The organism is Arthrobacter sp. MOO21, from assembly GCF_057369995.2.
On sequence record NZ_CM170671.2, the window covers coordinates 1316778 to 1334490 of the forward strand.

Annotated in this window: 17 protein-coding genes; 6 read left to right on the forward strand and 11 right to left on the reverse strand. The window is 65.5% G+C overall.

Translation table 11 applies throughout. The annotated features are described in order from the left end of the window. Positions 1 to 18: 18 nt before the first annotated feature. Positions 19 to 843 (reverse strand): sugar phosphate isomerase/epimerase family protein, encoded by an 825-nt coding sequence (locus AC2JAJ_RS06055; RefSeq protein WP_486416504.1) that lies wholly within the window; start codon positions 841 to 843, stop codon positions 19 to 21. 183 nt (positions 844 to 1026) lie between these two features. Between AC2JAJ_RS06055 and AC2JAJ_RS06060 the strand changes: the two genes are divergently transcribed. The 5 genes from AC2JAJ_RS06060 (at position 1027) to AC2JAJ_RS06080 (ending at position 5638) form a co-directional block, all read left to right on the forward strand. After that, positions 1027 to 2364: an MFS transporter gene (locus tag AC2JAJ_RS06060; RefSeq protein ID WP_221385213.1), complete on the forward strand. Its 1338-nt coding sequence runs from the start codon at positions 1027 to 1029 to the stop codon at positions 2362 to 2364. Positions 2365 to 2400: 36 nt separating this feature from the next. Further along, positions 2401 to 3297: a transketolase gene (locus AC2JAJ_RS06065; protein ID WP_486416503.1), complete on the forward strand. Its 897-nt coding sequence runs from the start codon at positions 2401 to 2403 to the stop codon at positions 3295 to 3297. Beyond that, positions 3294 to 4325: a transketolase family protein gene (locus AC2JAJ_RS06070; protein WP_486416502.1), complete on the forward strand. Its 1032-nt coding sequence runs from the start codon at positions 3294 to 3296 to the stop codon at positions 4323 to 4325. Before AC2JAJ_RS06065 ends, AC2JAJ_RS06070 begins: the two co-directional genes overlap by 4 nt. A 116-nt stretch (positions 4326 to 4441) precedes the next feature. After that, positions 4442 to 5101: a GntR family transcriptional regulator gene (locus tag AC2JAJ_RS06075; protein WP_221385210.1), complete on the forward strand. Its 660-nt coding sequence runs from the start codon at positions 4442 to 4444 to the stop codon at positions 5099 to 5101. A gap of 87 nt (positions 5102 to 5188) precedes the next feature. Continuing rightward, positions 5189 to 5638, forward strand: coding sequence for a transferase (locus AC2JAJ_RS06080; protein WP_473694728.1), 450 nt, complete (start codon positions 5189 to 5191; stop codon positions 5636 to 5638). A gap of 31 nt (positions 5639 to 5669) precedes the next feature. On the opposite strand, the gene AC2JAJ_RS06085 is transcribed toward AC2JAJ_RS06080, so the two are convergent. The 5 genes from AC2JAJ_RS06085 to AC2JAJ_RS06105 are packed head-to-tail and all read right to left on the reverse strand — an operon-like array spanning position 5670 to position 11410. Continuing rightward, the gene (locus AC2JAJ_RS06085; RefSeq protein WP_221385208.1) at positions 5670 to 6722 is read right to left on the reverse strand and encodes a LacI family DNA-binding transcriptional regulator; all 1053 of its coding nucleotides are present in this window, start codon (positions 6720 to 6722) and stop codon (positions 5670 to 5672) included. Next, positions 6722 to 8203, reverse strand: a complete 1482-nt coding sequence (locus tag AC2JAJ_RS06090; protein ID WP_221385207.1) for a glycoside hydrolase family 1 protein — start codon at positions 8201 to 8203, stop codon at positions 6722 to 6724. Before AC2JAJ_RS06090 ends, AC2JAJ_RS06085 begins: the two co-directional genes overlap by 1 nt. Beyond that, the gene (locus tag AC2JAJ_RS06095; RefSeq protein ID WP_473694722.1) at positions 8200 to 9126 is read right to left on the reverse strand and encodes a carbohydrate ABC transporter permease; all 927 of its coding nucleotides are present in this window, start codon (positions 9124 to 9126) and stop codon (positions 8200 to 8202) included. The genes AC2JAJ_RS06090 and AC2JAJ_RS06095 overlap by 4 nt, the downstream gene beginning before the upstream one ends. Continuing rightward, positions 9123 to 10115, reverse strand: coding sequence for a carbohydrate ABC transporter permease (locus tag AC2JAJ_RS06100; protein ID WP_486416501.1), 993 nt, complete (start codon positions 10113 to 10115; stop codon positions 9123 to 9125). Before AC2JAJ_RS06100 ends, AC2JAJ_RS06095 begins: the two co-directional genes overlap by 4 nt. 2 nt (positions 10116 to 10117) lie before the next feature. After that, positions 10118 to 11410, reverse strand: a complete 1293-nt coding sequence (locus tag AC2JAJ_RS06105) for an ABC transporter substrate-binding protein (RefSeq protein ID WP_486416500.1) — start codon at positions 11408 to 11410, stop codon at positions 10118 to 10120. Positions 11411 to 11697: 287 nt separating this feature from the next. Between AC2JAJ_RS06105 and AC2JAJ_RS06110 the strand changes: the two genes are divergently transcribed. After that, positions 11698 to 13653 (forward strand): pectate lyase-like domain-containing protein, encoded by a 1956-nt coding sequence (locus tag AC2JAJ_RS06110; RefSeq protein ID WP_486416499.1) that lies wholly within the window; start codon positions 11698 to 11700, stop codon positions 13651 to 13653. Positions 13654 to 13715: 62 nt separating this feature from the next. On the opposite strand, the gene AC2JAJ_RS06115 is transcribed toward AC2JAJ_RS06110, so the two are convergent. The 5 genes from AC2JAJ_RS06115 to ureE all read right to left on the reverse strand — a co-directional run bounded on the left by AC2JAJ_RS06115 (position 13716) and on the right by ureE (position 17712). Beyond that, positions 13716 to 14786, reverse strand: coding sequence for a HoxN/HupN/NixA family nickel/cobalt transporter (locus AC2JAJ_RS06115; RefSeq protein ID WP_486416498.1), 1071 nt, complete (start codon positions 14784 to 14786; stop codon positions 13716 to 13718). After that, positions 14786 to 15616, reverse strand: coding sequence for an urease accessory protein UreD (locus AC2JAJ_RS06120; protein ID WP_486416497.1), 831 nt, complete (start codon positions 15614 to 15616; stop codon positions 14786 to 14788). Before AC2JAJ_RS06120 ends, AC2JAJ_RS06115 begins: the two co-directional genes overlap by 1 nt. Before the next feature lie 146 nt (positions 15617 to 15762). Next, a complete protein-coding gene (gene ureG / locus AC2JAJ_RS06125; protein ID WP_486416496.1) occupies positions 15763 to 16380 on the reverse strand; it encodes an urease accessory protein UreG in 618 nt (205 codons plus the stop codon). Between the two features lie 27 nt (positions 16381 to 16407). Beyond that, positions 16408 to 17076: an urease accessory protein UreF gene (locus AC2JAJ_RS06130; protein WP_486416495.1), complete on the reverse strand. Its 669-nt coding sequence runs from the start codon at positions 17074 to 17076 to the stop codon at positions 16408 to 16410. A 150-nt stretch (positions 17077 to 17226) separates the two neighbouring features. After that, on the reverse strand, positions 17227 to 17712 hold the full coding sequence (gene ureE / locus AC2JAJ_RS06135) for an urease accessory protein UreE (protein ID WP_486416494.1): 486 nt from the start codon (positions 17710 to 17712) through the stop codon (positions 17227 to 17229). Between the last annotated feature and the right edge of the window lies 1 nt (position 17713).

Sequence of the window (17713 nt, forward strand, 5' to 3'; positions counted from 1 at the left end):
TCCTTGGTTTGTGTCAGTTCAGATGAGGTCGGTGATGAAGCTGGCTGCCTTGGCGGCGGCCGCTGGACGTTCGTCGTTGGTGACGTCCCGGGTTTCCAGTTCGAGCGAAAAGTGGCCGGTATAGCCGTCGGCGGCGAGCCGCTTCAGGCCGTCGGCGAAGTCGGCATTGCCATTGCCGATGCTGAGGTTGATGTTGCCCGGCACGGCGTCGCGCAGGTGGACATGGCTGATGCGGCCGGCGTGCCGGTCAAGGTAGGACTGGATGTCCTCGCCGGCGGCCACGATGTGGCTGAAGTCCATGACGATTCCGACGCCGGAGCCTGCCAGCCGGTCAGCGAGCTTTGCCGCACGGTCCAGGTTCCAGCAGAAGCGCAGGAAGTGCAGGGATTCGGTCCAGAGTTCGACGCCGAACTCCGCCGCCCGCCGTCCGGCGCCGATCAGCTGGGCGGCGATGAGGTCCAGGTCCTCGTCTTCGCTGCGCACGGGTTCGTGGTTAAGGGCTCCGCAGGGCAGGACGAGAGCCTTGGCGCCGATGTTCGAGGTAAGGGTGAGCAGTGCGTCCAGGTGGCGCCGGCGCGCGGCCTGAGCATCGGCGTCCAGTACTGCATTCAGGTCCCCGATGTCTCCGTTGACGGAGCACACCCGGAGGCCCGACGCGTTAACCTCGGCCGAAACGGCTTCAACGGCCGCAGCATCGAGGTCATAGGGAACGTGGTTGCAGACCCCGGGCAGGGCGCCCAGGTCGATCTCTTCGAACCCCAGCTCCTTCATGGTGCGGAGGGCCTCGCCCAGTTCCTGGTGCCGGAAGCTGATGGAGGAACACCCGAGTCGGGAGTGGAACATCGTTGATCCTTTGGTTCGTGCCAAGCAGTAGTGATGGCGACCACAGTACTTGCGTTAACTGTCAACAGTCAACTCTAGAAGTCGACTGTTGACAGTGGAAATGATCTCGGTCACACTGGGACGTATCATTTTGTTAACAGTCGACAGCGGACTTCCAAAGCCGCTTTTCGAAAGGGAACCTCCATGAGCAAAGATGCTCTGACCATGCGCGGCCCCGTCCACGGCACCAAGGACGCCCGGCGAGTTGCCATCGGATCCGGCGTGGGGGCCGTGATTGAGACGTATGACTTCATCGGCTTCGGCACCGCTGCCGCACTGTATTTCGGAACTGCCTTCTTCCCCGGGAGCGATCCGGTCACCGGCACGCTCGCCTCCTTTGCAACCCTGGGCGTTGGCTTCGCAGCCCGCCCCCTCGGCGGCATCATTGGCGGACACCTGGGCGACAAAGTGGGCCGCAAGCCCGTCCTGGTCGCATCCCTGATCCTGATGGGCCTGGCAACCTTCGCGATCGGCCTGCTGCCCACCTACGCCGCTGTCGGCCTGCTGGCACCGGCGCTGCTGGTCTTCGTCCGCATCGTCCAAGGCTTGGCATTCGGCGCTGAATGGGGCGGTGCCATCCTGATGAGCTACGAGCACGCTCCGTGGAAGGCCAAGGGCAAGTACACCGGCATCGTCCAGGCTGGCTTCCCGGTGGGCCTGCTGCTGGCCAACCTGACCTTCCTGTTCAGCGTGAACCTGGGCGGTGAGCTCGCATGGCGGATCCCGTTCCTGGCCAGCATCCTGCTGGTGGCGGTCGGCCTGATCATCCGCTCCAAGGTCCCCGAGTCCCCTGTCTTCGATGAGGTCAAGGACAGCGGCGCCATCGTCAAGGCACCCATCGTGGAGGTCATCAAGACCGACTGGCGCAACATCATCAAGGGCATCGGCCTCCGCATTGCAGAGACCGCCGGCTACGCCGTGTCCATCACCTACATGATTTCCTACATCAACAGCCAGCACCTGGCGGACAAGAGCCAGACGCTGATTGCCCTCTGCATTGCCTCGGCCATCGGCATCTTCGCCACCCAGGCGTGGGCCGCCCTGACCGACCGCATCGGCCGCCGTCCCCTGTACGTCTGGTCCACTGCCTTCGCCGCATTGTTCGCCATCCCCATGTTCCTGCTGGTCAACACCGGCTTGTTCATCGCCATCATCCTCACGATCGTCATCTCCTACGCCGTGTGCCAGAACTCGCTGGCCGGCGCCCAGGGTGCCTGGTTCCCGGAGCTTTTCCAGGCCAAGACCCGTGCGTCCGGCGCCAGCCTGGCCTACCAGATCTCGGCCATGGTGTCCGGCTTTACCCCCTTCATCACCACCCTGCTGTTTGTCAGCTTCGGCTGGATGGGCCCCGCGCTGCTCTTCGGCACTTACGCCCTGATCGGCCTCTGGGCCGCCGTCGCTACCCGGGAAACCTGGGGCAAGCGGGAGCGCGAGCTGGCCGAGGAAGCCACCAAAAGCACCCCCAACACCGTCAACGCCTGAATGACAGCCACGCACGAAACGACCACGGAGCCAGTAATGCCTACAGAAACCGTCCAGGACACCGCACTGCGGACCGCAGTGACCCCGGAACGGCTAGAGAAGATCAACGCCGCCGCGTACCGGATCAGGCACCACGCCCTGAATATGGGCGAGGTGCAGGGCCAGGGGTATGTTGGCCAGGCCCTGGGTGCTGCCGACATGCTCGCCACGGTATACGGGGACCAGCTCCGCTTCCGCGCCGAGGACCCGCACTGGGAAGCCCGCGACCGGTTCCTGCTCTCCACCGGGCACTACGCGATTGGCCACTACGCCGCACTGGCCGAGGCCGGCATCGTCCCGGCGGAGGAGCTGGAAACCTACGGCTCGGACGATTCCCGCCTGCCGATGTCCGGCATGTCCACTTACACCCCGGGCATGGAGATCTCCGGCGGTTCCCTGGGCCACGGCCTGACCATCGCCGTCGGCATGGCCCTGGGCCTGCGCTACCAGGGCTCGGACGCCCGGGTGTTCAACTTCCTCTCCGACGGGGAACTGGACGAGGGGTCCACCTGGGAGGCCGCGATGGGCGCGCACCACCACCAGCTGGGCAACCTCACCGCCATGGTGGACATCAACGCCCTGCAGGCGGACGGCAAGACGGACACGGTGCTGCGCACCGAGCCGGCGACGGAGAAGTGGGAATCGTTCGGCTGGTACACCCAGCGGGTGGACGGGAACGACGTCGGCGCGCTGCTGGCAGCGTTCGACAATGCAGCTGCCCAGTCGGCCTCCGTCGGACGTCCCTCCGTCATCCTGTGCGACACCAAGGTGGGCCGCGGCGTCCCGCTGCTGGAAGATCGCGAAAAGGCGCACTTCATGCGCATCGAAGAAAACGAATGGCAGATCTGCCGCGAGCAGCTCACCGCCGGTTATGAAGGAAAGGCTTCAGCATGAGCACCACCACCGAGGCCCCCGATACGGCGGCAGCCGCTGCAACACCGGCCAAGCCGAAGCTGAAGACTTCGGCGATGATCGCATCGTTCGCCGACCCCGGCCAAAAGACCTCTAGCGCACCATTCGGGCACGCATTGGTCAAGGCAGCGCAGGAGAACGACAAGATCGTGGGCCTGACCGCGGACCTGGGCAAGTACACGGACATGCATATCTTCGCCAAGGCCTTCCCGGAGCGGTTCTTCCAGATGGGCATGGCCGAGCAGCTGCTCTTCGGCGCAGCCGCCGGGCTCGCCGAGTCCGGCCTGGTGCCGTTCGCGTCCACCTACTCCGTGTTCGCTGCCCGCCGCGCCTACGACTTCCTCTGCCTGGACGCGGCCGAGCCGAACCTGAACGTCAACATCGTGGGCGGCCTGCCCGGCTTGACCACCGGGTACGGCCCCAGCCACCAGGCCACCGAGGACATGGCGATCTTCCGCGGCATGCCCAACCTGACCATCGTTGACCCCTGCGACTCGGTGGACATCGAGCAGGCCGTCCCGCAGCTGGCGGCCTCCGAAGGCCCCACCTACCTGCGGCTGCTGCGCGGCAACGTTCCCACCGTCCTGGACGAGTACGACTACACGTTCGAACTCGGCAAGGCCAAGGTCCTGCGCGGCGGCAACGACGTCGTGTTCATCTCCTCCGGCCTGATGACCATGCGTGCCCTGCAGGCAGCCAAGGCACTCGAGGCGCACAACGTGGACGTCGCCGTCGTGCACACCCCCACGATCAAGCCTTTCGACGCCGAAACCGTCCTCAAGGAGGTCGATACCGACCGCCTCGCCGTTACCCTGGAAAACCACTCCGTGGTGGGCGGCCTGTTCGAGACCGTTGCGTCCGCCGTCGTCACCGCCGGCGTGGGCAGGCGCGTGGTGCCCGTGGCACTGCCGGACCAGTTCCTGGACGCCGGCGCCCTGCCCACGCTGCACGACCGCTACGGCCTCGCCGTGGACCGTATTGTGGCCAAGGTGCTGGCCGAGCTCGGCTAGAGCCCCTAACAATGCAGAAAGCACGGCACCGCTCCCGCCCGGTGCCGTGCTTTCTGCCGTATTATCGAAACCATTACCGACTGTAAACAGTCGACTTATGACATTGAGGACAAGCCATGGCCGGATTGACCGCCCCGCTGCTGGGACTGGAAAAGAAAAGCCTGCGCGAGCAGGCACTCTCGGCGTTGCGGACCGCCATCACCAGCGGCGAGCTGGAACCCGGCCGGCACTTGGTGGAAACCGAACTGTCCGAGATGCTGCAGATCAGCCGGGGCACCCTTCGCGAAGCCCTGCGCCAGCTTGAGCAGGAGGGGCTGCTGTCCGCCGGGCCCCGCGGCCGCCTCTCGGTCCGGCACTTGGACGGGAAGGAGATCCGGGACATCTACGCTGTCCGCGCCGCTTTGGAATCCCTGGCCGCGCGAACGCTGTGCGAACTGCCGGACCGGCAGCACGTGACCAAATCCCTGCACAAGGCCATCGACGCCATGGAGGACGCCACCACCGGGACGCTGGAGGAACGGATCGAGTCCGACCTCGAATTCCACCGGACCCTCTGCCGGCTCACTGGCAACGAAACGCTGCTGCATTCCTGGGAATCGCTGGAGGGATCCATACGGATGTCCATCATGTTCGCGGGACTGGAGAAGGGGGTCAGCAACATGAGCGTCGACCGGCATAAAGACATCATGGCCGCCATCGATACTGGTGATGCCGCCCTGGCCCGCCAGACCATCCTGGAACACATGGACACCGCCGCGGCCAACCTGGTGGCATAACTCCACAGGAGCCGCCGGGAATCCCTTAGCGCTGTGGACCGTTAACCTACTGCGCGGTAAATAGCCGCAGCGTTAACGAGGGATGGTATGACCGCAAAGTTTGTCTCAGTTGAGGACGACGCCGGAAAGGTCACCCGCTACAGCCGCCACGACAACGGCGGCGGGCTGATCGCTCCGGGTGCCATCGTGGCTGACAGCGCCCGGATCGGCCCCATGACCTACGTGGAACACGGCGCGCAGGTGGGTCCCGGGTGCCGGATCGGACACGGCAGCTGGATAGACCGGGACGCCAGGATCGGCAACCGGACAGTCATTGGCGACGGTGTGCGCATCGGGCGCGGCACCGTCATTGGCAACCGCGTCCACATCGGCAGCCACACGAGGATTGGCTCGGGCGTGCTGATTGAGCACGGCGCCCACCTGGACGCCGACAGCACCGTGCCCGACGGCACCGAAGTGCTTGCCGGTGCCCGCACCGCCACGTCGTCAGCGCCGCACCGGGTGCACCGGAAGGCCAGGGGCGGGCTGGCCGCTTAGCCGCTCCTGGTGCCTGCAGGAACTCCGCAGGTCAGCCCACAGTGCTTCCGCGCACTACCAGTTCAGGCGGGTAGATCAGTGGATCCATCCCCTGCCCCGGATCCTCGATGGCGCGCAGGAGGAGTTGGCCCGCTGCCTCCGCCATGTCAGCCACTGGATGGGTGACTGTGGTGAGTCCAATGCCGCCGGGCGCCAGGATCGCGTGATTATCGAAGCCGACGACTGCCACGTCGTCCGGGACGCGCCGGCCCGCACCGCGGACAGCGTCGACCACGCCCAGCGCCATGAGGTCCGATGCGGCGAAAACGCCGTCCAGCTCCGGTGCCTGGGCGAACAGGTTCCGTGCGGCGTCAGCGCCTCCCGGCGTCGTAAAGTCCCCGTGGACCACGGGTCCGGGCTGGAGGCCGGCTTCCCTGAGCCCCTGCAGCCATCCTTCCAAGCGGTCGACGGCGGCTGTCATATCGCCCGGGCCGGCAACGGTTCCCAGCTTGGTACGTCCCAGTCGGGCCAGGTGCTGCGCCGCCAACCGGCCACCCTCAAAGTTGTCGAGGTCAACAAAGGGAATTCCTGATCCTGTATCCCACGGCCTGCCGATAAAAACTGTAGGCAGTCCGGTGTCACCCAGGCTTTCCACCCAGGCGTCGGCCCGGTGGTGGGACACGACGATGGCGCCGTCCACATGGCCGCCACGCAGGTACCGGATGGTCCGCGCGGAGTCGTCCCCCGTCCGCGACATCAGCAACACCAGCTGCATGTCGGTTTCACGGAGTGCTTCATTCACGCCCGTGATCACCGCCGCGAAGTAGGGATCCATCATCACCCTGGCGTCCGGCTCCGGGATGACCAGTGCCACCGACGCCGTCCGCCGGGTGACGAGGCTGCGTGCCGCCCGGTTGGGCGTGTACCCCAGCGCCACGATCGCCGCATCGACGGCGGCCTGTGCTTCCGGGCTGACCTTCAGTCCGCCATTGATGGCCCTGGACGCCGTGGAACGGGACACCCCGGCCGCGGTGGCGAGGTCCTCGAGCGTGGGACTGGACCGCCCCGCCTTGGCGAGGGCGGGGCGGCGCGTCTTCTCGTTCATTACACAGACAATACGACACCTTGCACCGAAGGCGTTGGGAGCCTGCGGTCAGCAGGCACTGCGTTCGAGCCAGCCACTTCCGCATACCACCGCGCGCTTGCTTTTGGAATCCGGTCCTGCGTGGCATAGTCCACTCGAACCAGCCCGAAACGCTGATGGTAGCCAAAGGACCACTCGTAATTGTCCAGAAGCGACCACGCCAGGTAGCCGCGGACATCCACTCCGTCGGCCACTGCACCATGCACCGCCTGGAGGTGGGAGGCGAAGAACGCCAAGCGGTCCTGGTCATCCACAAAACCCGTTTCGTCGGGGACGTCGTCATAAGCCGCCCCGTTTTCGGTGACATACAGGGGGATGCCCGCCGGGCCCGTGTACTCTGCCTGCAATCGGTTGAGCAGGCGCCGCAGCCCCTCCGGCTGGACCTCCCAGCCCATTCCCGTCACAGGCAGGCCGCGGGGCACCGAACGCGCGCCGTCTGCTGCCACGAACGGTGAGGAAACCGGGCGGGCCACCTGCTCCGGAGCGGCCGCGGTCGCCACCGCCCCGCCGGACGGGACTTCCGGGTCCTTCGTCACGCACTCCCCGTGGTAATAGTTGACGCCCAGCAGGTCCAGTGGCGTGGCAATGGTCTCCAGGTCCCCGTCCTGCACCAGCCCGGCCAGGCCCAGGTGCGCCACATCCGCCAGCAGGTCAGCCGGGTATTCCCCTCTGAACAGCGGGTCCAGGAAGATTCTGTTGAACTGGCCGTCGATGCGCCTGGCCGCATCCCTGTCGCCCCCGCTGCCGGGATCCCGGGGATCAGCGACAGTCAGGTTCAAAGTGATGCCCAGGGAGGCGTCCGCATCGCGCCGGCGGAGCTCACGGGCTGCCAGCCCGTGGCCCAGCAGGAGGTGGTGGGCCGCAGCCAGTGCGGCCCGGGGTTCCTGCCGGCCGGGCGCGTGGATGCCCGCCGCATAGCCCAGGAACGCCGAGCACCACGGTTCGTTGAGGGTTGTCCAGATCCGTACCCGGTCGCCCAGGACGCCGTGCATCAGGGCCGCGTACTCAGCGAAACGGTAGGCCGTGTCCCTGTTGGCCCAGCCGCCCTTGTCCTCGAGTGCCTGGGGCAGGTCCCAGTGGTACAGGGTCAGCCAGGGCGTAATGCCTGCCGCCAGCAGCTCGTCCACCAGGCGGGAGTAAAAGGCGAGGCCTTCAGGGTTGGGGGTCACGCCATCAGGCATGCAGCGGGCCCACGACGTTGAGAACCTGTAGGCCTCCATGTTCAGCTGTTTCATGAGTGCGACGTCCTGCCGGTAGCGCCGGTAGTGGTCGCATGCCACGTCGCCGTTGTGACCGTCAGCCACCGCGCCGGGCACCCGGGCGAAGGTATCCCAGATCGAATCCTGCCTGCCGCCGGCATGTGCTGAACCTTCAATTTGGTAGGCAGCTGTTGCCGCGCCCCAGAGGAAGCCCTCCGGAAACGGAAGTTGGGTGGAACTCATCCTTTGACTGCTCCTTGCATAATTCCAGATACGAGTTGCCGGCCTGCCGCAATAAAGAGGAGCAGGAGCGGGATGGTGGCCAGGACAGCGCCGGCCAGGACCACGGAGTAGTCCACGAAATGGGCAGCCTGCAGCAGCTGCAGCGCCACCGGGAGGGTGGGGTTTGACGGGTCCAGGACAATGAACGGCCAAAAGAAGTTCGTCCAGGTGGCCACGAAGGTGAACAGGGCCAGCATGGCCGCCGCCGGCCGGGCAGCGGGGAAGCCGATGTACCAGAAGGCCTGGATCATCGAGGCCCCGTCCATTCTTACCGCCTCGATGAGTTCATCAGGGAGGGCGTCGCGCAGGTACTGGGTCATCCAGAACACCCCGAAGGCCGTGACGAGGCCGGGGATGATGACAGCCCAGAGCGACCCGGTCCATCCCAGCTTGGACATCACGATAAACAGCGGGACCACGCCGAGCTGGGTGGGCACCGCCATCGTCGCGATGACAAACACCAGCAGCGCCTTGCTGCCGCGGAAGCGGAGCTTGGCAAAGGCGAATCCGGCCAGGGTGGAGAACACGACGACGGATGCTGCGGTAACGCACGAGACGATAAGGCTGTTGCCCATCGCCTTCCAGAACGGGATGCTGTCAAAGACTTTGGCAGCGTTTGCCAGGAAGTTCCCTCCGGGCAGCAGCGGGATGCCGCGGCTCAGGACGGTGTTGTCATGGCTGCCTACCAGGAAGGACCAGTACAGCGGAAAGATCGAGGCGAGAAGCACGGCACCCAGGAAACCGTAGGTGGGGAAGCCGGGCCTGCGGGCACTTCCCTGGCTGGACCTGCCGCCCCTGGTACCCCCGGCACCATGCCCGCGACGGGCTGCTGCCCGGGCGGCCCCCTTACCGGCGGTCTGCTCGATCATGGGAATGGAGCTCACTTGCGGCCTCCCTGGCTTGCGATGCGCTTGGTAATGAGGAAGTTGAGCAGGGCGATCAGGACGATGATCAGGAAGAGCAGCCAGGCCACGGCAGACGCCCTGCCGAAGTTGCGCTGGCCCCAGCCAAGTTCCCAGATATACATGGTCAGCGTCTGCCACTGCCGGTCCGCTCCGCCCAGTCCGGACTGGTCGAAGACCCGGGGCTCATCGAAAATCTGGAGGCCGCCGATGGTTGAGGTGATCACCACGAAGATCACCGTTGGCCGCAGCATGGGGACGGTCACGGAGAAGAATTGCCGCAGGCGGCCCGCGCCGTCGATGGTTGCCGCTTCGAACACGTCCCTCGGAATGGCCTGCATGGCTGCGAGGAAGATCAGTGCGTTGTAGCCGGTCCAGCGGAAGTTCACCATGGTGGCGATCGCCAGGTGGCTCGAAAGGGAATCGGAATGCCACCGGACCGGGCCCAGCCCTGCCGCCTTCAACATCTCATTGATCAGGCCAAACTGGTCCGCGAAGAGGTTGTTGAAGATCAGGCCCACTGCCACGGGTGCAACAACAAAAGGCACCAGCACCCCCATCCGCCAGAACGTCCTGGCCCTCAGGTTCGCGTCCAGTACAGCCGCTATCACCAGGGCGATCACAACCTGGGGAAGGGAGGACAGGACGAAGATGCTGAAGGTGTTGCCCGCCGCGTTCCAGAAGTAGGGCTGGGCCACAACGAAGGCGTAGTTTTCCAGGCCCGTGAACTTGCCCTGTCCGCCAATGAGGTTCCAGTTGTGCAGGGAAACCCATGCCGTGTACACCAGCGGGAAGAGCCCTGTGACAGCGAACAGAATGAAGAAAGGCGAGATGTAGAGGTAGGGGGAGAGCTTTACGTCCCACTTGGAGACCTGCTGCGAGAAAGCCAGGCGCCGGACACGCTTCGTGTCCGCGGGACGCAGGGGCGGATGCCCGGCGCTCCCGGGCTTGACCCGGTCGGTGACTGCCATGCTTAGAGGGACTTCACTGCGGCGACGAACTTCTCCCAGGAGGAGGCGGCGTCGTCCGACTTGTCAACGTCCACCCGGGTGAGCGCCTGCTGCATGGCGTCGTTGATGGCGAAGAACTTGGCACCCTTGAAGGGGGTCACCTCAACCGCCTTGGCACGCTCGGCAAAGATCTCGCCGGTGGGTGCACCGTTGAAGAAGGCGTTGGTCTGTCCCAGCAGCTCGGGGCTTTCCAGCGCCTCCTTCTGGCTGGGGAAGGTGCCCTTGGCGGTGAATGCCTTGATCTGCTGCTCAGGGGCCGTCAACCAGCCTGCCAGCTTCTTGGCCTCGGCCTGGTGCCCGCCCTGGGTGGGGACGGTCAGGTAGGACCCGCCCCAGTTTCCGCCGCCGCCGGGAAAGACGTTGGCAACGTCCCAGCCGGTGACCCCGGCTGCGTTGCCCTCGATGACTCCGAGCATCCAGCCCGGGCAGAGGGTTGTGGCGAAGGCGCCGGTCTGGAATCCGGAGGCCCAGTCGTCGCTCCACTGGCTGAGGTGGGCGGACAGCCCGTCCTCGGTGGAGGCTTTCAGGACCCGGTTGTAGGTGTCCTTGACCTTCTGGTTCTCCGTGGCGATGACGGTGCCGTCTTCCTCCTCGTAGACCTTTTCCAGCTGGTTGCTCATGCCTTGGTAGATTGCCCCTGCGGAGTCGAACCATGCAGACTTGGGGCTTGCAGCCTTGAATGCCTTGCCGGCTTCGAAGTAGCTGTCCCAGGTGGTGCCCAGCATCCGGGCAACCTCCCCGCGCTCAGTGGGCATGCCGGCCTTCTTGAGCAGTTCGGCGTTGTAGCAGACCGCTTCAGGGCCGGAGTCGGTCCCATAGGCAAGGAGCTTGCCGTCCGCGGTTGTGGCGGCTTCGGTCTTCCAGTCCAGCCAGCGTCCTTCAACAGCGGGATCGCCCAAATCTGCAAAGCGGTCCGGGTACTCCAGGAGTTCCGGGAGCCAGTCCACCTCCACAGCCTCGATATCGGAGAGGCCGGAGCCGGCGGCCAGGCGGGTGGTGAGGTTGTCGCGGGCTTCGTTGGTGGTTGCTGCCTTCTTATGCTCGATGGTCACGTTCGGGTTCAGCTTTTCGTATTCCTCGAAAAGCTTCTCGTAGCCGAACTCATTGAACGTCCCCACGGTAAGCGTGACGGGATCGGACCCGGTGGCGTCGTTGACTCCGGCCTTGTCGGGTGATGGGGAACCGCAGGCGGAAAGCGACAGGGCAAGGCAGGCGGCGGCTGCCGAAAGCAGGGAGAACTTGCTGGGGTTTTTCACAGGGGGAAGACTCCTTCGTCAGAGGTGCCCTATCGATCCGCGTGGACGGCCGGGCGGTAGGTAGTGGAGCGGCTTGGCCGGCTCTTGGAGGGTCGGTGGGAGCGCTCTCACGTCATGGTGTCGCACCCCGCACCCTCCTGTCAAGGATTTTTAGGAGCGCTCCCACCACCCTTGCCGGTGCTTGGACGCGGTGTTACGCTTCCCGACGGGAGCGCTCCCACGGCCGCGTCTTTTCGCCGCCTTTCTCCTTCCGGCTCGATGAATCCCACCGACGAACAGGACCAGCAATGCCGCTAGCCCACCCTCCCCATCTTCCGCGCGCCGCCAGCACACCCTCCCCGCTCCCCCATACGAAGGCCAGGCGCCGGCTCATAGCCAGCACGGTGGTGCTCCTGTCCGGCCTGGTCGGCAGCGGAACAGGCGTGGCCGTCGCAGCGCCCACCAACCCGCCGGCACTGGCCGCCACCCGCGCACCGGCGCTCCAAACCACCGCAACCCCGGCTCTTCCACAGGCTGCACCTCATCCATTTGGACCCAACGTCTACGTTTTCGATCCCGGCATGCCGGTGGCTCAAATCCAGGCCACGGTGGACTCCATCGCCGCCCAGCAGGTGGACGACGAAATGGGGGCCAAGCGCTACTCCCTGTTGTTCAAACCCGGCACCTATGGCACCCCCGAAGAACCGCTGATCGTCCAGGTGGGCTACTCCACCGAAGTGGCCGGACTGGGCGCTGCACCCACCGATGTCACCATCAACGGGCACGTGGACGTCTACAACCGCTGCCTGGCCGCCGACAACTGCATCGCCCTGAACAACTTCTGGCGGTCCCTTTCCAACCTCACGATCAATGTCACCGGACTCGAAGGCTGCCGAAGCTCGGCGAACTTCTGGGCGGCTTCGCAGGCCTCACCCATGCGGCGGGTCAACATCACCGGCGGCAACCTGTCCCTGATGGACTACTGCACGGCCGGCCCTCAGTATGCCAGCGGCGGATTCATCGCGGACTCGAAGACGGGTGCCGTCATCAACGGCTCGCAGCAGCAGTACCTGGTCCGCGACAGCAGCATTGGAAGCTGGTCCAACGGGGTCTGGAACCAAGTGTTCTCGGGCGTGGACGGGGCTCCTGCGGACTCCTTCCCGAACCCGCCATACACTACCCTGAGCAACACCCCCATCAGCCGGGAGAAGCCCTACCTGACGCTGGACTCCGCCGGCCAGTACAGCGTGTTCGTGCCCGCCGTCCGCGAAAACTCTTCGGGCACAACGTGGGAAGACGGCCCTACCAAGGGGCGCAGCATCCCCTTGGCCGACTTCTATGTGGCGACGCCCAACGATTCAGTACAGACCATCAACTCCCAGCTTGCCAGGGGCAAGAACCTCCTGCTCACGCCAGGGGTCTACGGCGTCGATGACAGCATCGAGGTCAAGCGGGCCAACACCGTGGTGCTTGGGCTGGGCATGGCGACACTTACCGCCGTCGACGGAGCAGTTCCCCTGACGGTGGCGGACGTCCCGGGCGTGGACATCGCCGCGGTCACCGTGGATGGCGGCGAGGTGGCTTCACCCGTCCTGATGCGGATCGGCAAGGCCAGCGACGGTGCAGGCGATGGACCGGCCAACTCACCCGTGCACAAGGATCCCGCAAACCCCACCACTCTCCATGACGTGTTCTTCCGCATCGGCGGCCCGCACGTCGGCAAAGCGTCGGTCAGCCTGGAAGTCAACAGCGACAACGTTCTCCTTGACCACATCTGGGCCTGGCGCGCCGACCACGGCAACGGCGTGGGCTGGACAACCAACACCGGCCGGAACGGCGTGATCGTCAACGGCAACAATGTCACCGCCACAGGCCTGTTCGTGGAGCATTACCAGGAGTACAACGTCATCTGGAACGGTGAAAACGGCAAAACCGTTTTCTTCCAGAACGAATTGCCCTATGACGCACCCAACCAGGCCGCCTGGCAGCACGACGGAGTCCTGGGCTGGGCCGGTTACAAGGTCTCCGATTCCGTGAAGACCCATGAGCTCTGGGGCGGCGGCAGCTACGTCTACAACAATGTGAACCCCTCCATCCATGCCACCAGGGGTTTTGAGGTGCCGGTAGCTCCCGGGGTGAGGCTGCACAGCCTGCTGACTGTGAACCTCGGAGCGGGAACCCTGGACCACGTGGTGAATGACACGGGAGCACCCGTATCGACTGACGCCGTCGGCGTGCCCAGCTACGTTGCCGATTTCGGCTAGCTGAGTCAGGCTTTGGCCAGCGGGCGCGGTGCCGGTCAACAGGCCGGCACCGCGCCCCGCGCTTACTCGGCAACCTCAGCGGCCGGCCTTCCGGTTGCGCGCCTTCCGCGCAGCGCAGCCCCGCCCCAGGCGGCCAGCAGGAGCGCCACCAGCAGGAGGCCGGCGTCGCCCAGGTCGACGGAATCCAGCCACTTTGTCACCGGATCATCCAAGGCAAAAGCCGCGTGCAGGAATCCGCCCAGTGTGATGACGGCAATGAACAGGGCCGAAACCGCGGAGATGCCCGTGACCAGCGCGTTGAAGCCGAGCCTCCGCCGCGGATCACCGAGCGCCGAACGGTACATCCGGATCATCGCAAGCCCATTGAGGGAATCGCACAGCGTCATCGCCGCAGCGAACGCCAGCGGCAGTGCCAGCAGCGCGAACGGGGGCACTCCAGCCAGCGAGGCCGCCGTCGTCATCATCAGCAGCCCGATGGTGGTGGCCGTGTCGAAGCCAAGGCCAAACAGGAAGCCGATCACATAGATGTTCCGCGGCCGGTGCACCCTGGACAGCGGCTTGGCGAGGAGCCGCGCCACCATGCCCTGCGGCTCGAGTTCGCGGGGGTCGACGTCGGCACCGTTCCGGACGCGGCGGTAGGCACCGGCTGAGCGGGCGAAGGCGGAGCCGTTGAAGAGACCCATGGCCAGCAGGAACAGGCCCGATACACCGCTGCCCACCAGGCCGAGCACAAGGTTGCCGGCCGAGCCCTCCTGCATCAACCCGCCGACGACGGAAGCACCGGCAATCACCAACACCCCGGCCAGCGCCACCACCGAGCTGTGGCCCAGGCTGAAGGCGAAGCCCACGCTGACCGGGTCCTGGCGCTGCGCGACGAATTTGCGGGTGGCGTTATCGATCGCGGCGAGATGGTCCCAGTCGTAGCTGTGCTTCACGCCGGCCAGGTAGGCGGTGAGCACCAGGCCCCACGTGAGCGCCTGCGGTCCCGTGGCCCCAGCATTTCCGGCGAGCAGGAGTACGACGGCGGCAGCGTGCAGGGCAGCCACGGCACCGAAAGTGCAGAGCACCCGGGTCCGAAGTGGCAGGGTTTCACGGTCCCGGTAGAGGGCGGTGATGTTTGCCAGTGCCGTCATCAGTGCTTCCTCAGGTCCAGCGGCCCCTGCCCGTGCCAGCGCTGCCGGAGGAGGTTGGCGCAGGAGCCGAGCAGGCAGTTCAGTTCCCCCGTGCTGTTGGACAGCGTGCGCAGCACCAGGCCGGTGGTTCCTTCGACTGTGCGGGTCAGGGTGAGCCCGGTCAAGGCGTCATAGCCTGCCGTCACGTGATGCAGTTCATCGGCGAGCGCCTGGTCCACCCTTGGGTCCACCACCACGAGCGAGCCCAGATGGCTGTACCCCTCCATGAACCCGAGCCCGGCGACGTCGCCAAGCGGCGGCCGGATCAGCAGGTTGTCCAATGCCAGCAGCTGCGTGGCGTGGCCGGTTTCGACATGGATCTCGTTCCGCAGCCGCACCTCCTCGTACCGGAAGGCGGCGCCGTCCGGCGACCAACCAGGGGTCACCACCTCGGCCATGACCAGTGACGACGAAGGCCGCAGCGTCACGGAGGTCCGTTGCCGGTAGCTTGCTTCCCGGTAGGCGATCAGCTGGTCGGGCATCAGCTCCAGCCGCGCCCCCTCCCCCAAACGCACAGCCATCCGCTGCTCGGCAAAGGACCCGGGAGTCCGATAGACCTTGGTTGCGGACTGCGTCGTCAGCAGCAAAGAAGCCGAGTCACCGACCTCGACATCGAGGACAAAGAGATCAGCCCCAAGATAAGCCCCGCCAGGATTCACGACGACATAGCAAACCTGCCCGGAGTCATCGAGGTAGTGCGGACGCAGCACCCGAAGGGCACCTCGATGGTACTGATGCGACGCAATCGACCGGCCACCCCGCAAACTGACGCCCAACTCAAGCCGACCCATAGGTGCCTGTCCGTGGCTGGGTCCGGCGGCTTCGCCGGATTTGGGGCCGTGCCCGCTCCGCGGTGCCCGCCACGCCGCGGCCCCAAAATCCGGCCTCGCCGCCTCAGTGTCTACGTCACCTTGGCGCAAGTCCAGTGCCCCCATGTCTATTGCGCCAGGTCGAGCATCAGGACGTCGTGCCGGATCCAGTCAATTACTTTTTCCAGGCCCTCGTCGGTTTTGAGGTTGGTGAAGCAGAAGGGCCTATCCCCTCTAAACTCTTTCGAATCTTTCTCCATTATTTTCAGGTCCGCTCCCACGTGGGGTGCGAGGTCGGTTTTGTTGATGATGAAGAGGTCGGACTTGATCATGCCCTGGCCGGCCTTCCGGGGGATCTTCTCACCCTGGGCCACGTCAATGATGTAGATGGAGAAGTCGACGAGTTCGGGGCTGAAGGTGGCGGAGAGGTTGTCGCCGCCGGACTCGACGAAGATGACCTGCAGGTCCGGGTGCCGGACCTTGAGTTCCTCGATGGCGGCGGTGTTCATGGAGGTGTCCTCGCGGATGGCGGTGTGCGGGCAGCCGCCGGTTTCGACGCCGATGATCCGGTCCTCGGGGAGGATGCCGTTGGCGGCGAGGATTTTGGCGTCTTCGATGGTGTAGATGTCGTTGGTGATGGCGGCCATGGAGATGTCGCCGCTCATGTGCCGGGTGAGCCGCTCCACGAGCTGCGTCTTGCCGGCGCCGACGGGCCCGCCGATGCCGATTTTGATGGGTTCAGTCATGGTGTTCCTCCTGGGTCGAGAGCACTGTCAGCTCATGAACATCCGGGCACGCTGGCGTTCGTGCCGCATTTGCGAGATTTCCAGCCCGGGGCTGACGGCGCCCAGGTCGTCCGTCGTGAGGTGCGCAATCGCCTCGATGGCGGCAGCAACGTCGTCGTGCGCTTTCCGCAGCACCCGCTGCCCGGCGTTCTGGCCGAGCGGGATGGCACGGACGGCGTTCTGGGTGAGCGACGTGACGGTGGCGAAGAGGTAGGCGGCGAGTGCCTCCTGCAGCGGCACGCCAAGGGAGCGGGCGACGACGGCGAACGCCAGCGGCTGGTGCCCGGCGGCCCGGCCGCTGGCCACCAGGTCCCGGTACAGGTCGAGCGCAGGTGAGGGAAACACCTCAGCCCCGATCTCCAACAACCGGGAACCCATCTTGAGGCTGGCCTCCCGAACCTGCCGGGGCAGGAGAGAGGCAGAAAGCAGCGAATCCAGCTCCCCCAGATCAACCCCGTCGTAGAGGAGACGAACAGCCAGCCCGTCAGAGTAGGCAAGCGACTGCGAGATGAACGAGGACAACCAGACCCCAAAGGACCCCTCATCAAAAACGAGCCCGCGGTCGAGGTACGTCTCAAACCCAAAAGAGTGCGCAAAGGCCCCAGTAGGAAGCGCAGAGTCAGTAAGTTGCTGAAGAGCAAGTTGGTAACTGCTCACCGCACTGCCGCCCAACGGGACGGAGCATCGCGACGGCCCGGATTGGGGGCCGCGGCGTGGCGGGCACCGCGAAGCGGGCACGGCCCCCAATCCGGGCCGGCGCACCCAAGCGACACCTCCCGGGGAGCGCGCAGCGCTGCGACAGGGTTATTAGTGCGAGTGTTCAGCATGGCGGAAAGGTACAGGGAGGACGCGTTCCTGGCGGGAGTAAGGCACACCGGCATGGGTGAGGTAATCCTCGACGGTGTGGTCGTAGGCGCACACCATGACGTCGGCCCCATATTCGCTCTCCGCGTCGAAGAACTGTGCCTGGAGGTGCCGGTTGCCGAGGGAGTGTGCGGTGACGCCCATTTCGGTGATGGTGCGGGGCGCGATGACCAGGACGTCGGTGGGCAGCACGGACACGACGATCATGTTGGACTGTTCGACGTGGAGGATGTCGCCGTCGCGCAGGTCGCCGGAGCCGGAGGGGAGGCGGATGCCGATTTCCTTGCCGTGGTCGGTGGTGGCGCGCTGGATGCGTTTGACCAGTTGGGCGCTGGGGAGGACGACTTTCTCCTGGTGCAGTCCGGCGTAGGCGGCGAGGTGGGTCTCAGGAAGGTCGTGCAGGTTTCCGAGGACGCGTTCGATGATCACT

Bases quoted from the DNA above. Each gene is read 5' to 3' on its own strand.
- AC2JAJ_RS06055 (WP_486416504.1), bottom strand. From the start codon at position 843: ATGTTCCACTCCCGACTCGGGTGTTCCTCCATCAGCTTCCGGCACCAG.
- AC2JAJ_RS06060 (WP_221385213.1), top strand. From the start codon at position 1,027: ATGAGCAAAGATGCTCTGACCATGCGCGGCCCCGTCCACGGCACCAAG.
- AC2JAJ_RS06065 (WP_486416503.1), top strand. From the start codon at position 2,401: ATGCCTACAGAAACCGTCCAGGACACCGCACTGCGGACCGCAGTGACC.
- AC2JAJ_RS06070 (WP_486416502.1), top strand. From the start codon at position 3,294: ATGAGCACCACCACCGAGGCCCCCGATACGGCGGCAGCCGCTGCAACA.
- AC2JAJ_RS06075 (WP_221385210.1), top strand. From the start codon at position 4,442: ATGGCCGGATTGACCGCCCCGCTGCTGGGACTGGAAAAGAAAAGCCTG.
- AC2JAJ_RS06080 (WP_473694728.1), top strand. From the start codon at position 5,189: ATGACCGCAAAGTTTGTCTCAGTTGAGGACGACGCCGGAAAGGTCACC.
- AC2JAJ_RS06085 (WP_221385208.1), bottom strand. From the start codon at position 6,722: ATGAACGAGAAGACGCGCCGCCCCGCCCTCGCCAAGGCGGGGCGGTCC.
- AC2JAJ_RS06090 (WP_221385207.1), bottom strand. From the start codon at position 8,203: ATGAGTTCCACCCAACTTCCGTTTCCGGAGGGCTTCCTCTGGGGCGCG.
- AC2JAJ_RS06100 (WP_486416501.1), bottom strand. From the start codon at position 10,115: ATGGCAGTCACCGACCGGGTCAAGCCCGGGAGCGCCGGGCATCCGCCC.
- AC2JAJ_RS06110 (WP_486416499.1), top strand. From the start codon at position 11,698: ATGCCGCTAGCCCACCCTCCCCATCTTCCGCGCGCCGCCAGCACACCC.
- AC2JAJ_RS06115 (WP_486416498.1), bottom strand. From the start codon at position 14,786: ATGACGGCACTGGCAAACATCACCGCCCTCTACCGGGACCGTGAAACC.
- AC2JAJ_RS06120 (WP_486416497.1), bottom strand. From the start codon at position 15,616: ATGGGTCGGCTTGAGTTGGGCGTCAGTTTGCGGGGTGGCCGGTCGATT.
- ureG (WP_486416496.1), bottom strand. From the start codon at position 16,380: ATGACTGAACCCATCAAAATCGGCATCGGCGGGCCCGTCGGCGCCGGC.